The 17723-nt window shown below is 51.6% G+C and carries 17 protein-coding genes and 1 tRNA gene; 6 read left to right on the top strand and 12 right to left on the bottom strand.

Annotated elements, in window-relative coordinates; translation table 11 throughout:
• Positions 1-79: 79 nt before the first annotated feature.
• The 3 genes from MKZ07_RS31105 to MKZ07_RS31095 all read right to left on the bottom strand — a co-directional run bounded on the left by MKZ07_RS31105 (position 80) and on the right by MKZ07_RS31095 (position 3501).
• Positions 80-153, bottom strand: a tRNA-Gly gene (locus tag MKZ07_RS31105).
• Between the two features lie 77 nt (positions 154-230).
• Positions 231-2354 carry a putative bifunctional diguanylate cyclase/phosphodiesterase gene (locus tag MKZ07_RS31100; RefSeq protein WP_036696161.1) on the bottom strand — a complete coding sequence of 708 codons (2124 nt, stop codon included), beginning with the start codon at positions 2352-2354 and terminating at the stop codon, positions 231-233.
• Positions 2355-2541: 187 nt separating this feature from the next.
• Positions 2542-3501, bottom strand: coding sequence for an aldolase catalytic domain-containing protein (locus tag MKZ07_RS31095; RefSeq protein WP_341029374.1), 960 nt, complete (start codon positions 3499-3501; stop codon positions 2542-2544).
• Positions 3502-3719: 218 nt separating this feature from the next.
• Here MKZ07_RS31095 and MKZ07_RS31090 point away from each other — a divergent pair, with 218 nt between their 5' ends.
• The 4 genes from MKZ07_RS31090 to MKZ07_RS31075 all read left to right on the top strand — a co-directional run bounded on the left by MKZ07_RS31090 (position 3720) and on the right by MKZ07_RS31075 (position 6442).
• Positions 3720-3962 (top strand): FeoA family protein, encoded by a 243-nt coding sequence (locus MKZ07_RS31090; protein ID WP_036696155.1) that lies wholly within the window; start codon positions 3720-3722, stop codon positions 3960-3962.
• Positions 3959-5971, top strand: coding sequence for a ferrous iron transport protein B (gene feoB / locus MKZ07_RS31085; RefSeq protein ID WP_341029373.1), 2013 nt, complete (start codon positions 3959-3961; stop codon positions 5969-5971). The genes MKZ07_RS31090 and feoB overlap by 4 nt, the downstream gene beginning before the upstream one ends.
• Before the next feature lie 36 nt (positions 5972-6007).
• Positions 6008-6199: a FeoB-associated Cys-rich membrane protein gene (locus MKZ07_RS31080; protein WP_235218462.1), complete on the top strand. Its 192-nt coding sequence runs from the start codon at positions 6008-6010 to the stop codon at positions 6197-6199.
• A gap of 111 nt (positions 6200-6310) precedes the next feature.
• Entirely contained in the window at positions 6311-6442 is a 132-nt protein-coding gene (locus MKZ07_RS31075) for a hypothetical protein (protein ID WP_256707444.1), read from the top strand.
• A 105-nt stretch (positions 6443-6547) separates the two neighbouring features.
• Here MKZ07_RS31075 and MKZ07_RS31070 read toward each other — a convergent pair whose 3' ends face one another.
• The 5 genes from MKZ07_RS31070 to leuB form a co-directional block, all read right to left on the bottom strand.
• Positions 6548-8080 carry a leucyl aminopeptidase gene (locus MKZ07_RS31070; RefSeq protein WP_235218461.1) on the bottom strand — a complete coding sequence of 511 codons (1533 nt, stop codon included), beginning with the start codon at positions 8078-8080 and terminating at the stop codon, positions 6548-6550.
• Between the two features lie 130 nt (positions 8081-8210).
• Positions 8211-9314, bottom strand: a complete 1104-nt coding sequence (locus MKZ07_RS31065) for an ATP-binding protein (RefSeq protein ID WP_036696151.1) — start codon at positions 9312-9314, stop codon at positions 8211-8213.
• A 334-nt stretch (positions 9315-9648) separates the two neighbouring features.
• Positions 9649-10056: a hypothetical protein gene (locus MKZ07_RS31060; protein WP_036696149.1), complete on the bottom strand. Its 408-nt coding sequence runs from the start codon at positions 10054-10056 to the stop codon at positions 9649-9651.
• Positions 10057-10377: 321 nt separating this feature from the next.
• On the bottom strand, positions 10378-10917 hold the full coding sequence (locus MKZ07_RS31055) for a peroxiredoxin (protein WP_036696146.1): 540 nt from the start codon (positions 10915-10917) through the stop codon (positions 10378-10380).
• A 236-nt stretch (positions 10918-11153) separates the two neighbouring features.
• Entirely contained in the window at positions 11154-12236 is a 1083-nt protein-coding gene (gene leuB / locus MKZ07_RS31050) for a 3-isopropylmalate dehydrogenase (RefSeq protein WP_036696145.1), read from the bottom strand.
• Positions 12237-12463: 227 nt separating this feature from the next.
• Between leuB and MKZ07_RS31045 the strand changes: the two genes are divergently transcribed.
• The gene (locus MKZ07_RS31045) at positions 12464-13444 is read left to right on the top strand and encodes an aldo/keto reductase (RefSeq protein ID WP_036696143.1); all 981 of its coding nucleotides are present in this window, start codon (positions 12464-12466) and stop codon (positions 13442-13444) included.
• Positions 13445-13561: 117 nt separating this feature from the next.
• Here MKZ07_RS31045 and MKZ07_RS31040 read toward each other — a convergent pair whose 3' ends face one another.
• The 4 genes from MKZ07_RS31040 to MKZ07_RS31025 all read right to left on the bottom strand — a co-directional run bounded on the left by MKZ07_RS31040 (position 13562) and on the right by MKZ07_RS31025 (position 16241).
• Entirely contained in the window at positions 13562-14653 is a 1092-nt protein-coding gene (locus MKZ07_RS31040) for a LiaF transmembrane domain-containing protein (protein ID WP_083678098.1), read from the bottom strand.
• A 19-nt stretch (positions 14654-14672) separates the two neighbouring features.
• Complete coding sequence (locus MKZ07_RS31035; protein ID WP_036696139.1) at positions 14673-15170, bottom strand: hypothetical protein; 498 nt, start codon at positions 15168-15170, stop codon at positions 14673-14675.
• Between the two features lie 61 nt (positions 15171-15231).
• Positions 15232-15702: a zf-HC2 domain-containing protein gene (locus MKZ07_RS31030; RefSeq protein ID WP_036696137.1), complete on the bottom strand. Its 471-nt coding sequence runs from the start codon at positions 15700-15702 to the stop codon at positions 15232-15234.
• Positions 15699-16241: an RNA polymerase sigma factor gene (locus tag MKZ07_RS31025; protein ID WP_036696135.1), complete on the bottom strand. Its 543-nt coding sequence runs from the start codon at positions 16239-16241 to the stop codon at positions 15699-15701. The genes MKZ07_RS31030 and MKZ07_RS31025 overlap by 4 nt, the downstream gene beginning before the upstream one ends.
• Positions 16242-16453: 212 nt before the next feature.
• On the opposite strand from MKZ07_RS31025, the gene MKZ07_RS31020 reads away from it, so the two are divergent.
• Positions 16454-17602 (top strand): response regulator, encoded by a 1149-nt coding sequence (locus tag MKZ07_RS31020; RefSeq protein WP_051493657.1) that lies wholly within the window; start codon positions 16454-16456, stop codon positions 17600-17602.
• Positions 17603-17723: the final 121 nt, after the last annotated feature.

Raw genomic sequence — 17723 nt, 5'->3', positions numbered from 1 at the left:
TGGCTTCTTTTTGTTTATTTTTGCACGTGCGATACACAACAAAAAAACCCTTGCGGACAAGGATTTCGGAAGTTAATTATGGAGCGGGTGATGGGAATCGAACCCACGCTATCAGCTTGGAAGGCTGAAGTTCTACCATTGAACTACACCCGCAACTCAAATTGAGTACAAGAAACATTGTAGCATCACTACGAATAAATTGCAACCCTATTAAATTCACATACCGGAGATTACGACGGCATTTCCAGCAGAGGCCTGAGGAAGGACTGCTCGAATTCAGCCGCCTTCACCGGCTTGCTGAACAGATACCCCTGGGCCTCATGGCAATGCTGCTGGCGCAGAAAGTGCAGCTGCTCCTTGTTCTCCACGCCTTCGGCGGTAACCTTGAGCTTCAAATGGTGGGCCATCGAGGTAATCGTAGAGACAATCGCGGCATTGTTGCTGTCCTCCATGACATCCGATACGAAGGAACGGTCGATCTTCAAGCGGTCAATCGGCATATTCTTCAGATAATGCAGCGAGCTGTAGCCTGTGCCGAAATCATCGATGCTGATGCATACGCCAAGTCTTTTGAGACGGTTCAATTGGTCGAAGGCGGTCTCCTTGTCCAGGGTCATGCTCTCGGTAATTTCCAAATCCACGTAGCAGGGATCTAGACCGATATCCTTCAGGATAGCATCAATTTTGCCCGCCAGATTGGGCTGCAAGAACTGGCGCATCGAGAGGTTAATGGACACGCAAATCGGATGATAGCCAGCATCCTGCCACATTTTATTCTGCATACAGGCCGTCTTAAGCACCCATTCCCCAATGGGAACAATTAGCCCGCTCTCTTCAGCGATAGGAATGAAATCTACTGGAGAGACCAAGCCGCGTTTGGGATGGTTCCAGCGCAGCAGCGCCTCCATACCGACAATCTCTTCTGTCTCAAGCAGTACCTGGGGCTGATAGACCAGATAGAACTCCCCCCGCTCCAGCGCCCGGCGCAGATCGTTCTCCAGCTTGAGGCGTTCCTTCGCCTTCATCTGCATAGCCGGAATATAGCGGCGGATCTCCACCCCCTGCTCCTTGGCATTGTGCACCGCTGTGTCCGCATTTTGTATCAACTGCTCAGCCGTATCTCCGTCCCCGGGATAGATGCTTACCCCCAGACTAAGCGAGATATGGTATTCACCCGACTCCAGGCCTACCGGTGTCTCGAACAGGCGCAGCAGCTCACCCGCGCGGACCAGACAGTTCTCCAGCCCCGTCCGCTCCGTCATCAGAAAAGCAAACTCGTCCGCCCCCATACTAAAGAGCTCTTCATTGACTCTAACCTCGTCCCCGATCCGCCGGGCGACCAGCTGCAGCAGCAGATCTCCTGCATAATGACCAAGGGAGTCATTGATATTCTTGAAATGGTTGATGTTCATAATGACCAGCCCGGAGAAGCCGCGGCTTTTGTCCTGCTCACTCTGGAGCACCACCTCTTCCATGCGCTGCATCAGGCGGCGTCTGTTCGGAAGACCTGTCAGCTCATCGTGGTACGCCAGATAATTAATCCGCGCTTCCGCCTGCTGGTTCTCCTGGAACGGCTCCTCAATCGTCAATCTGTAGACTCCGGTCAGCAGAAGATAATACGCCGCTGCGCTGCTGAGCATCCCGAAGAGATAATCCAATTCTCCGACACTGAACAGATTCATGAAGAAGACCTGAGCCAGTGAGAAGAATACAAGGGAACGGATAATAATCAGCAGAGAAGCCGACTTCTCGCTTTTGCCAGGATAGATGATAATCGCAGCGCCAAGCAAATAGACGAACAGTATCGCCATATTCATCAGATCTCTTGCCGTTTCTGCCCATGGTTCGTCCGCCAGCCCGGGGACAATCAGGTTGCCGAGACCAAGTACCGCCAAAGACAGCAGAATCACCACAAATGCATTCCTGAATACCTTCCCCTTGCTGCCGGTTCCAACCAGCTGGTCTTCTCTGCTAAAAATAAGCATAATTCCCAGTGCACTGGCCAAGCGGGAGAACGTCAGGAGCCATAAGGACTGCCCCTGGCTGATATAAGGGGTGATTCCGGGAATACCTACAAACCCGAGTACATGCAGGAAGTCAAAAATACTCACCCCCAGGAACAATGCAGAGGTGTACAGCCTGGCCTTGGATAAACTATTGGCGAACAGCAGCCAGCCCTGGGCGAAAATCGCAAAACCGAATGCGATAGTACAGCAGCCCAAAATAAGGTAAAACGCCATCAGCAAATCCTTGTCCTCTATTTGTCCCAGCGGTGTACGAAAAATCTGGATCAGAAGGAATAGCGCAGCCCCCAGAATAGCCGCATGAATCGTCTTTCTCTCTTCTTGTCTCATAAGTCCCTCGCGTCTAAAAATAATATCTATAAAGTCAGATGGATGTGTATGATGTCCTATGTATAAATATCGGCCAGACGGCTCTGTAAAGTTACATTGATCATCTAGAATATTGCAAGGAAGCAGTTCCGGCAGAAAAAAAGCACCTGCCTACAAATAGAGGCCAGTGCTTTCTCCTTCCAGACGGTTATTTGTCCCCGAAATTGACTTCAGGTGTTGTTAGTGTGTCATAGAAGTCAACCGCCTTATCTTTATCGGCCGAAGATCGCAGCGCCATTGCCGAGCGGGGATGCTCATCCAGCGTTCCTGTAATCATATACGGAATGATGTAGCCCCACTCTTCCTTCTCCCGCAGAGGGATCATCAGGTTCTCAACGATATCCAGCACAGGACGGAGCGTATAATTCGTGTTCTTCAGATGGGTAACCAGCAGCTCTGTAGGACAGTTGCCTGCAGCGCGGCCCATTCCATAGCAGGAAGCATCCAGAAGCTCTACCCCCTTCTCGGCTGCAATCAGCGTATTGGAGAAGGCCAGCTGAAGATTGTTGTGGGTATGCACACCGAGCCGCTTCTCCGGCAGATGTGTCTTGAACTTCTCTACCAGGTAATGAAAGTCATTATGATCCAGGCTGCCGTAAGAATCCACGATATAGACTACATCAACTACACTCTCACGAATCTGCTCGAAGGCTTCCAGCAGCTCATTCTCCATCACGTTGGACAGGGCCATAATATTAATGGTCGTCTCATAGCCCAGGTCATGGAACGTCTGCACCAGTTGAAGGGCCTTGTCCACATCCTTGCTGTAACAAGCCACACGGATCAGATCGAGCATGCTCTCACTGCGGGGCAGAATATCATTCTCGTCCACACGCCCGATATCGACCAGAGCCGACAGCTTCGTATGCCCCTTTTGCGGAATTACCTTGCGCAGGAAGTCATCATTCAAAAAGCGCCAAGGACCTGCACCCTCTGCCCCTTTGAGCAGCTTCGGCGAGTTTTTATATCCGATTTCCATATAATCAACACCGGCTTCATTCAGTCCGGCATATAATTTCTGAATAAATTCAATACTGAAATCCCAGTTATTCACCAATCCCCCATCACGGATGGTGCAATCGACAATTTTACTATGATTAGTCTTCACAATCTGTTCTCCCTTCGGGGTATCTATTAAGTACTATGCTTATATTATCGTTCAATCATACTTTAATGAAGAAGATATTGTAAAGAAAATTTCAGCAATCTTCATATCGATTTTCGCAAACAGAAACAATGACATTAATCACAGAAAAAATGGGAGTAAAATGCTACATTACAAGAAATCATTGAGATTGATTATCAGTCTCTTTCGGAGGGATAACAATGGCTCTAACATCCTGCTCCTTGCTGCGTCTGCAACCAGGCACTACCGGCTCCATTCAAAGAATTGAAGGCATGAATCCTATCTTGCGCCGCCGTCTGGCCGATCTGGGAGTATCTGAGGGTGTAATGATCCGTCTCAAGGGCAAAGGGCCTTTCATGGGTCCGATTACGCTTGAATGCAACGGTCAGTTATTTGCTATCCGGCGTAAGGAAGCATCTATGATAGAGGTGAAGGTGTCATGAGCTCTATCGCACTTGTGGGGAACCCCAACACAGGGAAAACCTCGCTGTTTAATACCCTGACTTCTTCCTACGAATACGTAGGCAACTGGGCAGGCGTTACGGTTGAGAAAAAAATCGGCAGTCTGAAGAATGGAGCCGGCAAGCTGATCGATTTGCCCGGAATCTACTCTCTTCACCCCCTCTCCCGCGATGAGGGCGTAGCCGCACAATATCTGATCGAAGAAACCCCTGAAGCACTTATCAATATTGTCGATGCCTCGCAATTGGAACGAAACCTGCTGCTTACCCTGCAACTGCTGGAGTATGGCAAGCCGACGATCCTCGGACTGAATATGACCGATGTCGCCAAGGCACGCGGCATTCAGGTGGATCCCGACATCCTTAAGGAACGGCTTGGTGTTCCCGTGCTGCCGCTGATTGCACGGACAGGCAAGGGAACCAGTCAGGTGCTTAGCGTGCTGGAGCAGCCCTCCCATATCCCGCCTGTTACCTTCCAGTTGAATTATGGCGACATCGCTGAGGAAGCCATAACCTCCATTGTTGCGCAATTGCAGAAGACCTCTGGTCTACCTAATCTCCGCTGGGTTGCTCTGCAGCTGATGGAGCAGAACCCGGTAATCCTTGAGCTGCTCAAGAAGCGGATGGATATTTCCGGATTACTGTTGATCGCAGAAGCCTGTCAGACCCGGCTGCAGCAGGATAAGCTCGCCCTGACGCTTCCACAGTGGATTCGTTCTGTCCGCATGGACTACATCCGGATGGTATGCGCTGACGCTATAGACTCTACCCTGCAAAAACCGCATAATCTGACCGAACGTCTGGATTCCATCCTTACCCACCGTTTTCTGGGACTTCCCCTGTTCATCGTCTTTATGTATGCCATGTTCAAAACTACCTTTGACTGGATTGGCGGGCCGTTGTCCGATCTCTTGGATGGCTTTATCGGCGGTCAGTTCAGCGATTCGACAAATTCGCTGCTGGGGGCCATCGGGGCTTCTGAATTCACGCACGCGCTAATCGTTGATGGCCTCATCGGCGGTGTAGGCGGCGTGCTCGTATTTGTTCCACAGATCTTCATCCTGTTCCTGATGATCTCCTTCCTGGAGGATTCCGGGTATATGGCCCGTGTCTGCCTGCTGATGGACAGCACGATGGAACGGATGGGACTGAACGGCAAGGCCTTCATTCCGTTCATTATCGGCTTCGGCTGCAACGTACCGGCGATTATGGCAGCCCGGAGCATTGAACAGCCCAAGGACCGGCTGCTGACAACACTGCTAATGCCGCTGATGTCCTGTTCTGCCCGGCTTCCGGTATATCTGCTGTTCGCAGCGGTCTTCTTCCCTGCCCAGCAAGCCACAGCTGTACTCTCTATGTATGTATTGGGTGTTGTATTTGCACTGATTCTGTGTAAGTTCTTCTCCAAGTACCTGTTCAAAAATGAGACGTCTATCTTCATTATTGAACTGCCTCCTTACCGGATGCCGCAGTTCAAGACACTGAGCCGCAGCACCTGGGAAAAGGGCAAAGGCTTCCTGCGCAAAGCAGGGACCATCATCCTGGCCGGCTCGGTTCTGATCTGGCTGATGTCCTATGCCGGTCCTGGCGGTCTCAATGTGGACATGGATCACTCCTTCCTGGCCAAATTCGGCGGCTTCATCGCCCCGCTGCTGCATCCGCTCGGCTTCGGAACATGGCAGGCCGGCTCTACCCTGGTGCCCGGCTTCCTCGCGAAAGAGGTTGTGGTCTCCACCATGAACATCATCTACCATGCCCCGGATGCAGCAGGACTGGAAGGGCAAATTGCTTCAGTCTTTACACCGCTTAGCTCGATCAGCTTCATGGCCTTTATCCTGCTCTACATTCCTTGCCTGGCCACTGTCGGCGTTATCAAGAAGGAGACTGCATCCTGGAAATGGACATTCTTCTCCATGGGTTACTCTCTGGTATTAGCTTATGCGGTGTCACTGGTGATCTATCAAGGAGGACGTTTGCTTGGATGGTCGTAGCCCCGTAGCAAGTCCAAGTTATTTTGAGAGGAAGCGATGACAGCAATGATCGTTAATATTGTGATCGTGACGTTAATATTCGGATATTCCGGCTGGATGATCTACCGCCATGTGCAGAAGGGCAAGCAGGGGGCCTGTGCGGGCTGTGACAAGGGCAAGACCTGTCCTGCAGCAGCGATGGATTCCCCTCTGTCCTGTGGCAGTGCTACACTGGGCAGCAAGCGCTAGGATGCAGTTCTACCTGATACAGATTGGTATTCTTTCGTTTAGAAACCTTGGCATGCGGGTATGTTAGTTATAAGCTTTTAACAACCAGACTAGTGCCAAGGAGGAATAACCATGAACACCAAGAAGACTCTGTTTACAACGGTAGCCTTGGGAGCCGCCTACTTGCTGAAGAATAAGAATACACGGGATAAGATTATGAATGGCGTCCAATCCCTGACTGCCCAGATGAAGGCCCGTAAATAGGCTGTCATTCCGCAGTTATGAGAAGCAGGATTCCAAATGCACAAAGAGCCGCAGGTCTCAGGAAACTGAGATTCTGCGGCTCTTTGTCTGTCAGGACGATTCGGGTTAGGCTTCAGGGGAGCGGTAATCCGGTTCAGCCGCAGCGCTCAGCAGATATTCCAGCAAGGTGCGGACCATTACGCCCGTGGCCCCCTTAGGATTCATTCCACGTTCCGCTGACAGAAAAGCAGTCCCTGCAATATCGAGATGCACCCACGGCAGTCCTTCGGCGAATTCTCCAATGAACAGCCCCGCCGTGCTGGCAGCTCCATACCGCCCGGCAGCATTGCGGAGATCCGCAACCTCGCTTGTCAGCATTTCCCGGAATTCAGGATAGACGGGCAACGGCCAGATCTGCTCCCCCGACAGCCTTGAGGCTGCCAAAAGTTCTTCCAGGAATGCTTGATCATTCGTTACTGCCCCTGTAGCCACATCTCCCAGTATCGACACCACAGCTCCTGTCAGCGTGGCTACGTCAATGATCCGCTGCACCCCCCACTCCCGGGCATAGGTAAGCGCATCTCCCAGAATGATCCGGCCCTCCGCATCGGTATTGATAATTTCAATTGTTCTTCCACTGAGAGTAGTAATGATATCACCCGGTTTAAAAGCATTCGCTGCAGGCATATTCTCTGCCGCCGGAATCAGCATGACCACATTGATCTTGGGACGCAAATGCCCCAGCGCATCCATGACCGCCAGAACGGCTGCGGCACCGGCCATATCGCTGTGCATGCTCTCCATGCCCGGTGCCCGCTTCAGAGAGATGCCTCCGGTATCGAAAGTAATTCCTTTGCCGACTATACCTACTGCGTTCTCCCATTGGTTCGTTCCCTGATAGCGGATAACAATCATGCGGGGAGCATTCACACTGCCGCTGCCGACCGCAAGCAATCCGCCCATTCCCTTAAGCTCCAGCTCCCGTTCATCCAACACTTCAGCGGGAAGACCGTGCCGTTCAGCGATTTCTATAGCGGCCATCGCAAGCCCCGACGGAGTCAGCAGATTCCCCGGACGGTTGGTCAAATCACGGGCAAGGTTGGCAGCCTCCCCGAAAGCCTTCCCCCGCTTGATCCCTTGTCTCCAGGCTTCCCCTTCTGCTGCTTCGCTCTTGCCTTGCATACGCAGAAGTACCGTCTCAATACCTGCGTAGGCTGCCTGTTCCAGTTTATATTGTCTTCTGCGGAACGACCCCAGGACCAGCCCTTCCGCGATGGCCTGGCCGGCCTGCTCTGCCTTCAGATCCCCAGCACGCCCGCCTAGTGCCGACGGTACCTGCACAACGAGCGCAGCAGCCTTCAGCCTGTAAGCCGCCTTGGCAGTCTGTGCCATCAGCTGCCGCAGCTCGTGCATACCCATCTGGCCTTTTCCGCTTCCGGCCAGAATGACCACAGGCTGCTCGGGTTGCTCCATTACGGGCATGATATACAGTTGCCCCTGTTTGCCGCTGAACAGCCCCGCTGCGGACAATAGGCGGACTCGCGCGGCCCAGCCCGCCGGAAGTCCTTCTCCCTGTGCCTGTGCCTCTGAGATCATTAGACATACAGCCTCTCCTCGGGCCATGGCTTGACTGGCATCACTGCTCCATTCAATAATCAAAATTCATCCCTCCGACAGACGCAGATAAGGCTGATCTCCCGCACTTGTTCGTGCATTGCAGGAATCAGCCCTTACATATTGATTATAACCCGTATGCACTCCACCGAGAACAACGGGCTTAAAATAAGCATTAATGAGTAAGCGGAAGTGAAATGACGAATCGGGTTCCTTCATTCAGCCGGCTGCTGACCGAGATGCAGCCGCCATGATTCTTGATGATCCGGTCACTGACGGAGAGTCCAAGTCCCGTCCCATTCTCCTTCGTGGTGAAGAACGGATTGAACAGTCTGTCAAGCGTGCAGATATCCATTCCCTTGCCGTTGTCAGAGATGAAGATGCGCACCTCTGTTCCTTCTTTACGTGCGCCTACCTCAATTCGCCCTACAGAATCATCCACCCGCTCCGAGATTGCTTCCATCGCATTTCTGATCATATTCAGCACAACCTGCTTCATTTGCTTAATATCCCCTGAGATGGCCAGGTCCTCCTGGAGCACCTGCAAGTTGATCTGGCAGCCCTTCATCAGCGCCTCGCTCTCTGTCAGCAGGACTACTTCCTTCAGTAATGCAGAGACAGGAATCATGCTGATCTGCGGCACAGAAGGCTTAGAGGAAGTCAGAAATTCATGAATAATGTCATTGGCACGGTCAATCTCCGCTAATATAATCTTCGCATATTCTTCTTTGCCGAGCAGATGCAGATGGGGATGAAGCAATTGGATGAACCCCCGGATAGCCGTCAGGGGATTGCGGATCTCATGGGCGATGGATGCCGATAACCGGCCCAGCATGGCCAGGCTGTCATTCTGGTAAGCTGTCTGTTCAATTAGCTTGTAGTCGGAGATCTCTTTGAATGTGAACAGGTAGCTGCCCTTCATTTCCTCTCCGCTGGACAGGGTTGCGCGCCAGTACCGTCCATATTCATCCACAAATTCATAGCTTGGCTTACCTTTGAGCACCATTTCACGGTAACTCCTGAGCACCTGCTTCTTCTTGAAGCGGCTAAGCTGAATATGGGATAACAGATGATGCAAGGTGCAACCCAGAAGAGAGTGACGGTTAAGCTCCAGAATGCCATACATCTGCTTGTTGACAAAAGTTAGCACACCCTCATCATCAAAAAGCAGAATCCCGCTGTCGATGTGCTCCAGCACATCCTCAAATGTGGTATCCATCGGACCAGATTGAAACGTTCTTGCCGATAATAGCAAGCTTTCCTGATATTGGCTTATCACGATACGAAGTTCCCCCTTTTACTGCAATTGACGAAGACGCTTAAGCGACATCAAATTACTATGTATCTGAGTATATGACGAAGCCGCCAGAACATTCGAAAATCGTATTGTATTATCCAACCGTTTCAACTATATTCCAATCATATCCAAGAGAAGAAGACAACGCAATCAGAGAATCTGTCGAATGACAAAAATATTCCTAAAATGATTCTAAAGACACATTTAAGTAGGAGGGGAATGATTTATTTCCTGCAAATACATTGAAAAGAGCCCCCGCCATATGGCGGGAGCTCACTAATTTATAACATGATGGTGGCAGGAGCTAGACAGATATTCAAGCCTTCTGCTGGAGCCGGAGACGCCGCTGGCTCATGACAGCCAGACGCTTCTTCAGCTCACGTTCCCATTTGGAGTCGCCGATCTGTTTAGCAACTGCCAGCAGGTCCAGCGACATATCGATCTGGCTGCGTATGATCGCGAGCGGGTCCTCGCTCTCCATATTGATGACGTTCTCGAAGATCGCTTCCTCTTCCTCCATCACATAATCCTGGAAATCCACATCCGTGACGCCGTCGCCATGGGCATATTCCGCCAGAATTTCATATTCATTCTCGACTTTGTAATGTACCTCTACCCGGTGGCATACCGGACAAAAAAGCAGGGGAACATTATGGACTTGCGTGCGATAATGCTTTAGGGTCCCCTTCGTTCCAACCATACTCGCTCCACAGCAAAAGCTCATTTTTGTTCACCCTCCTTGAGTGTTGTCGTTGATTTGAATTCCTATTAGTATATTACAAAGCAGCGGGAGAGATTCCTCCCCTTACAAGCTATATATTAACCTTTATGCCCATTTTCAAACGCCTGCCCTTATCTCAAGTGGAAACGGTTTTGCCGTCCTTTTAAAGGACGGTACCGTTCCAGCGAGAACGATAAGGATAATTATAGCGCGAAGCATATACATTCTTATCTTTTTGCAAAAAACCTCCTTGAAGGGAATAATACTTCCCGCAAGGAGGTCCTCTTAGTATATCAAAGATCGCGGCTCATGAGGCCCGGAAGCTTACAGGTTCTTGTCGCCTGGTTTCCAGTTCATAGCGCACAGCCCGCCGGATTGGAGAGCCTGCAGCACACGCAATGTCTCTTCAACACTGCGGCCTACATCATTATGGTTAACAACCTGATACTTCAGTTCACCTTCAGGATCGATGATGAACAGTCCGCGCAGCGCAATGCCTTCTTCTTCAATCAGGACGCCATAATCACTGGCAACCTTCTTCGTGATATCAGAGGCCAGCGGGAAGTTGACCGGACCCAGACCGTTCATATCCTTAGGTGTGCTCAGCCAAGCCTTATGGCTGTGGATCGAGTCCACGCTCACACCGAGAATCTCTGTATCAAGCTCTGCGAAATCAGCAGCAGCATCACTCAAGGCTGTGATTTCAGTTGGACATACGAAGGTGAAATCAAGCGGATAGAAGAAGAATACAAGCCATTTGCCGCGATAGTCGGACAAGCTTACCTTACCGAAATCCTTACCGTCTCCTGTTACTGTCTCCATGAAGAAGTCAGGAGCGGGTTTACCTACCAAACGTTCTGCCATTGCTTAAATCCTCCTTTTGATTATGTAAGAAAAACAGCTACGGACCGTTGCCGGATGCAATATGCTTTTCTTGATTTTATGGGATGGTTACATTCTTACGGGTACAGACCAAATGTTATCATCGTACAAAATCAAAGTCAATATTGCATTGATTACTTTTTTATAATAATTATAAATAAGCAACATTTTGTGAAGTTTTTCTCCGTTCTGCGTCAAAAGGGATACATGTGGTAGAACTAGGCTTTGCGGATAGCTGCTACAATCAGGTCACCCATCTCTGTGGTGCTGATCGCCTTGCTCTTATCAACTGCGATATCACTGGTGCGGTGACCGGCATCCAGTACCTCTGCAACTGCGGCTTCAATGGCAGCGGCTGCATTCTCGTAGCCGAAGGTCATGCGGAACATCAGTGCAAGCGACAGGATCGTGGCGATCGGGTTCGCCAGTCCTTGTCCGGCAATATCAGGCGCGGAGCCGTGAACCGGCTCATAGAGGCCATAGCTGCCTTCTCCCAGTGAAGCGGAGGCCAGCATACCAATCGAGCCTGTCAGCATCGCTGCTTCATCGCTCAGGATATCGCCGAACATATTCTCGGTCACGATGACATCGAAGCTCGAAGGACGGCGCAGCAGCTGCATCGCACAGTTATCCACCAGCACATGCTCAACCTCAACCTGCGGATATTCCGGCGCCACTCTGTTCACCACTTCACGCCACAGACGGGAGGTCTCCAGTACATTGGCTTTGTCTACGCTCGCCAGCTTACCCCGGCGCTTCCCGGCAATCTCGAACGCCTGGCGTACAATCCGCTCAACCTCCATGACATTATAGACACAAGTGTCTACCGCTTCTTCTCCATGCTCGCCTTGACGGCGCAGCTTGTCCCCGAAGTAGATCCCGCCTGTCAATTCACGTACGACCATCAGGTCTGTTCCTTCCAGTACCTCCGGCTTCAGCGTCGAAGCATCCTTCAGACAATCGAAGACCACTGCCGGTCGCAGATTGGAGAATAGACCAAGCGCCTTGCGGATACCCAGCAGTCCAGTCTCCGGACGCAGCTCCTTCGGATTGTTATCCCACTTCGGTCCGCCTACGGCTCCAAGCAATACAGCATCGGCGCTGCGGCAGATCGCAAGCGTATCCTCAGGCAGCGGAGTTCCGCGTTCATCAATGGCGATTCCGCCGAACAGGGCGTGCTCCGTTTCAAATGTATACCCGAACAACTCTTCCGTTCTCTTCAATACCTTTTCTGCTTCTGCCACAACTTCAGGTCCGATACCGTCCCCGGCAATTACGGCGATTTTTTTGACCTCGCTCATTCCTGTCACTCCTTAGGTAGTCCTGCTGGTCGCAGACATAGTTCTTCTGTATATTGTTGTATCATAACGAAGGACAAAGGACAAAGATATAGATTCTATCACGTTCATAGATATAGCCTATAAGTGAAGCGGAGCGTGAATTTGCCCTTGTCCCGCCAATTGATTACAATTAATGGGCAGGTGAAATTATCGGATCTCTAATCATATGGAAGAGGAGTGATCTTAAGATGCAATACGCGAAGCTTGGCAAGTCTGGTATGAAGGTAAGCCGCCTCTGTCTGGGAACGATGAACTTCGGTCCCATCACCGACGAGAAGGAAGCCTTCCGCATTATGGATGCAGCGCTGGACGCGGGAGTCCAGTTTTTTGATACTGCCAATGTGTACGGATGGGGTGAGAACTCGGGTCTGACCGAGACCATTATCGGCCGCTGGTTCAAGCAGGGCGGCGGACGCCGTGAGAAGGTTGTCCTGGCGACCAAGGTCTACGGGGCGATGAGCGACAAGCTGGATGGACCCAATGATGAAGGCGGCCTCTCTTCCTACATTATCCGCCGTCATCTAGAGGGCTCCTTGCAGCGTCTGCAGACCGATCACATCGAACTCTACCAGATGCACCATATCGACCGTAACGTGTCCTGGGACGAGCTGTGGGGCGCCTTTGAGCTTGCGGTCAGCCAAGGCAAGATCGGCTACACCGGCTCCAGCAACTTCGCCGGCTGGGATATTGCCGTTGCCCAGCAGGAGGCGAAGGCCCGCGGGTTCCTCGGACTGGTATCCGAGCAACATAAATACAGCCTGACCTGCCGTCTGCCAGAGCTTGAAGTTCTGCCTGCGGCGCAGCATCTGGGCCTAGGCATTATTCCTTGGAGTCCGCTTGACGGAGGACTGCTTGGCCGCAATGCGTTGAAAAAGATTGAGGGCAGCCGCAGCGGCGGCAACGCGGAACGTGTGGAGCAGCACAAGAAGCAGCTTGAGGCCTTTGCGGAACTGAGCCTGGAGCTGGGTGAGCCGCAGGATAATATCGCTCTGGCCTGGCTGCTGGCGAATCCTGCCGTCACAGCTCCAATAATCGGACCGCGTACCCTGGAGCAATTCGAGAGCGCGCTGCGCAGCCTGGAGGTTGTTCTGGACGAATCCGTGCTGAAGCGTCTGGACGAGATTTTCCCCGGACCCGGCGGCGCAGCTCCGAAGGCATATGCATGGTAATCGGGACTAACTGGCTGCAGCCCGCATAATCTCCCGGAAATCATTTCTTCTCTTACAATAAAGAGCTGTTCACCGGCATAATGTTACCGGTGAACAGCTCTTTGTGCTTGATGTCTTTTATTGCGCCGTATCCACTGTTATAGAACCATTGCTGGTGGACAAGGTGACCTCATGGGTGCCTTTGCCAAGTACAGCCGTTCCATGGTCCTCATCGTCGCCGCCCCAGTCCACATCGCCTTTAAGCGATCCGTTACTGGTATCTGCCGTAATCTTGGCATCCGTTACCGCAGGAAGGCCTAAGACAATCTTGCCGTTGCTGGATTTCAGCTCCCATGCACCCGTGATTGCCGAGTTCACTGTTATCTTGCCGTTACTGCTTCTGGCCGACACAGCGCCGTCAATATTCCCGAGCGTAATCGCACCGTTCGAGCTAACCAGATCTGCTCCGCCCTGTACATTCTTTACCGTCAGCGTGCCATTGCTGCTATGAGCCTTCACACCTCCAGAGACATCATGGATATCCATCGTTCCGTTGCTCGTATCCACATTAATGCCTGCGGCCAGTCCCCCGGCTTCGATGGAACCGTCACTGGTCTCTACCTGAGCGGCCAGATTCTGCGGAATGCTGACATTCAGATATGGCGCATTGTTGTTGAAGCCGATCTGGATATTGGAGAGCCAGCCTGAATCTCCCTCAAGCGCCATCACAAGCGTGTCGCCCTCGGTCGTCACTTTCCATTTACGCTCCAGAGCACTTGCCGCTTCATTGTCTGTATTGCCCGGCAGCTCCAGCTTCCCTTCATACGCCAGCGTGTTCCCATCCACACCCTGAAGCTTAACCTTGCCTTGGGGCAGATTAATCCGCACGTTCTTAATATCCTGCTGCACTTCTACCTTCCCGTTCACCGGCACCAGCTTGGTATTGCCGAAGATACTGCTCAGCGATCCTCCAGCCAACACCGTCTGTGCCCCGCTTGCCGCTATAAGCACAATGATCAGCAGAATGGCCCAGCCGCTTACCCGGCTTTTGACATCGGATTTGATGAAGAGCCTAAGCAGCATCTCCAGGCCGAACAGGATAAGCAGGGCCGGCCAGATATAGCCCAGCACATCGTACGTGATTGCACCATACTGAGCCATGACTACAATAACGCCTACTATTATGCACCCTATTGCGGCGGTAAAGCTGCCGATTTTCCATCTCCCCATCCTTCAATTCCCCATTTCACTATACTTTTGAATTATTCTTCAGCATCCTGAATCCATACCCGATCAAGGCAAGCGACAGTAGAATCGCTCCGATATTCATATCGCTCAGAATTTCCCACAAAGCGGGAAATGCAGTGATAAGCAGCAGCAGGATGCCCGCGATAACACACCCTATACCGACCCACACCGGATTCACATCATCATGCGGGTACATCGGGGGCGCAGACATTCCCATCGACCAGGGTGCTCCAAAGCTGTCCGGATGGAACATCATCCGCTCATGCTCGGCAGCCGATACCTTCATCCAAGCCGCCTTTTGCAGCGCATCGAATAATTGATAGAACCAGAGCGCAGCAAGCGCGAACGGAAACACGGCGGGCATTGACGGAATGAATATAATACAGAGCGATGCTCCAATCATATACTCCAGACCCAATTTTTTAAAGCCCAGATACATGTGGCCCAGTCCTGGAACCATAGCCAGGAGAAACGTGAGCCAGCGTCTTTTCTTAATCATATGTTACCCTCCCAAAAGTTTTGTTGAAATAAAATAGATAACCGGCGAAGCCGCTATGGATTTATTTATTGTTACCTTGCGGGCCGAACCAGGAACTGACCGATGTGGACATATGCCCGTTGATTTCAGTAATGCCATAGGCCAAATTCTCAAATACGCCAAGCTGCAGCAGGAGAAACGTCAGACCAACTGCCACACCGTAATGCATCCAGGAGGTTCCCCGGGTCGTGCGCCGTCTGGTCATGGTGGATTTCACGATTCGTTCTCTGCGCCCGTTCTCCAGCTGGCCGATCCTTGCCATAACATCCCCGGTCAAATCAGGGAAGTCATGCGGCAACACGGGCTCCTGCCCGTTAAGATCAAGCCCGGCTTCCATATCGCTCCACATCGCCGCAAGCCCGCGCGCCTCCTCCAGCCATTCCGCGCAGCCGGGGCAGGTCAGGGTATGCAGATAGATGGCCTGCTGGGCCTCTGGTGACAACTGTCCATCTATATAATGCGGCATCCACTCTTTTACTGTTGAACAATTCATCGCCATTCCTCCCCGCTTTTGCGCATCATCTGTCTGGCCCGATAGAGCTGCGATTCAACCGTTTTAACTGAAATCCCTTTTTGTTCAGCAATCTCCTGATACGAGTGTCGCTGAAAATAGTACAGCTGCACAACCGACCGGTACGGTTCCGCCAGACTATTCAGGTTCTCACCCAGCTCACGGGAGGCCTCCTTGCGAAGCACTGCCTGTTCAGGTGTCTGTGAAGTCACCCAGTCATTCTCTGTGTAATCTGCCGTACTCCGGTGCCGCCATTCCCGGTCATTGGCCCGTTTCCAGTCCAGACAGGTGCGGTAAGCAATCCGGTACAGCCAGGTGGAGAAGGAAGACTGTCCTCTGAAGGTGGGAAGAGCTTTATAGGCTTTGATGAAGACTTCCTGAGCCATATCCTTGGCAGACTCGGCTTCTCCTGTAATTTTGATACACACACTATATACCATGCCTTGATAACGGGTCACCAGATTCCCGAAGGTCTGATGCTCACCGCTTAGCACAGCACTGATCCACTCCGTCTCTTCCAAGTCTTTCTTCCCTCCTTCAGCTACATAACGTTAGACGCCTGGCTTTAAGGTTCCACTGCATGGTTTTTTAATTTATTTTAGAATAACAGTATTTCTATTCAAAAATCAGCCTCAAGCGCAAGCTTAGAGGGAGGATAACCCGCATCCTTGTCGAATTATCCTTAAACAGCCTATGACAAGACAACATTCCTTAATGAAGTGGTGGGATAGATATGATTCAGGCCTTGCTGGTAGATGATGAACGGCTTGCTCTTATGAAGCTGAAAAAGATGCTGGAAGAACTGACAACTATAAATGTAATCGCTGCTTATACTGATCCCTCCGAGGCGGTCAATGCAGCTCCGCTGCTACGCCCTGATGTGATTTTTCTCGACATTGATATGCCTGAGATGAATGGCGTCCAGGCTGCGGAGGCCATGCAAAGGCTGTGCCCGCAGGCAAGCATCGTATTTGTGACTGCCCATAACAGCTACGCCATCGAAGCGTTCGAGCTTTATGCGCTTGACTATGTTCTTAAGCCTGTACAGCGGGGCCGTCTGCTGAAGACCATTGAGCGGCTGGAGGAGCGTGTCAGCCAGGCACAGGATGATTCCCGCAAGCCTGCGCAGACGGTCATGATCCGCAGCTTCCAGTCACTAAGATTCGAACGCAGCGGCCAGCCGCTGCCCAATATCCGCTGGCGCACCACCAAGGCACAGGAATTATTCGCTTATTTATTTCATAACCGCAACCGGTTCGTAAGCAAAGATACCTTAACCGATTTGCTGTGGCCCGATTTCAATCTCAAGAAGGCCTCCACTCATCTTTATACAACGATTTATCAGGTTCGGCAATCCCTGAAGCAGGCAGAGATCGATCTGCAGATCAGCAATGCCAGCGGGGGAGAAGGCTACACCCTGGAGACCGGCAGCCTGCTGATAGATAACTACGAATGGGAGAAGGGCATTCTGACTCAAGATGCCATCAATAAGGACAACTATGAGGAGCATCAGCGGTTGTTCGATTTCTATTCGGGCGACTATCTGAACGATTACGATTACCTCTGGGCTGAAGGGGAACGGCAGCGTCTACGGACCATCTGGCTGCATCACGCAATGAATATCGCCGAATTCTATGTCGACAGCGGCCGGATACCGGAAGCAGTTACCGTGTACCAGAGGGTGGTGCAACTCCAGCCTTATTTTGAACAGGGGCATCTCGGGCTGATGAAGGTCTACGACAGCATCGGGGAGCGTTCAGCGGTAGAGGAGCAATATCATATTCTGACGGATTTACTGAAGCGGGAGCTCGGCGTGAAGCCGCCCGCGAGTATTAAGCGCTGGTATGACGAATGGAAGCATCTTAACCTCAGAAGTATGTGATTCTCCATAATAGAAACGGCAATGCCGACCTTTCAGGGGACGGTATTATTTCAGCGACTTTATATTTGTTACAGCAAAGACACCCGCAACCTGCTGCGGGTGTCTTTGTCTATACTGCCAT

The organism is Paenibacillus sp. FSL P4-0338, from assembly GCF_038002365.1.
GTDB lineage: Bacteria > Bacillota > Bacilli > Paenibacillales > Paenibacillaceae > Paenibacillus_AQ.
This window is presented reverse-complemented; position numbering and strand designations above follow the sequence as displayed.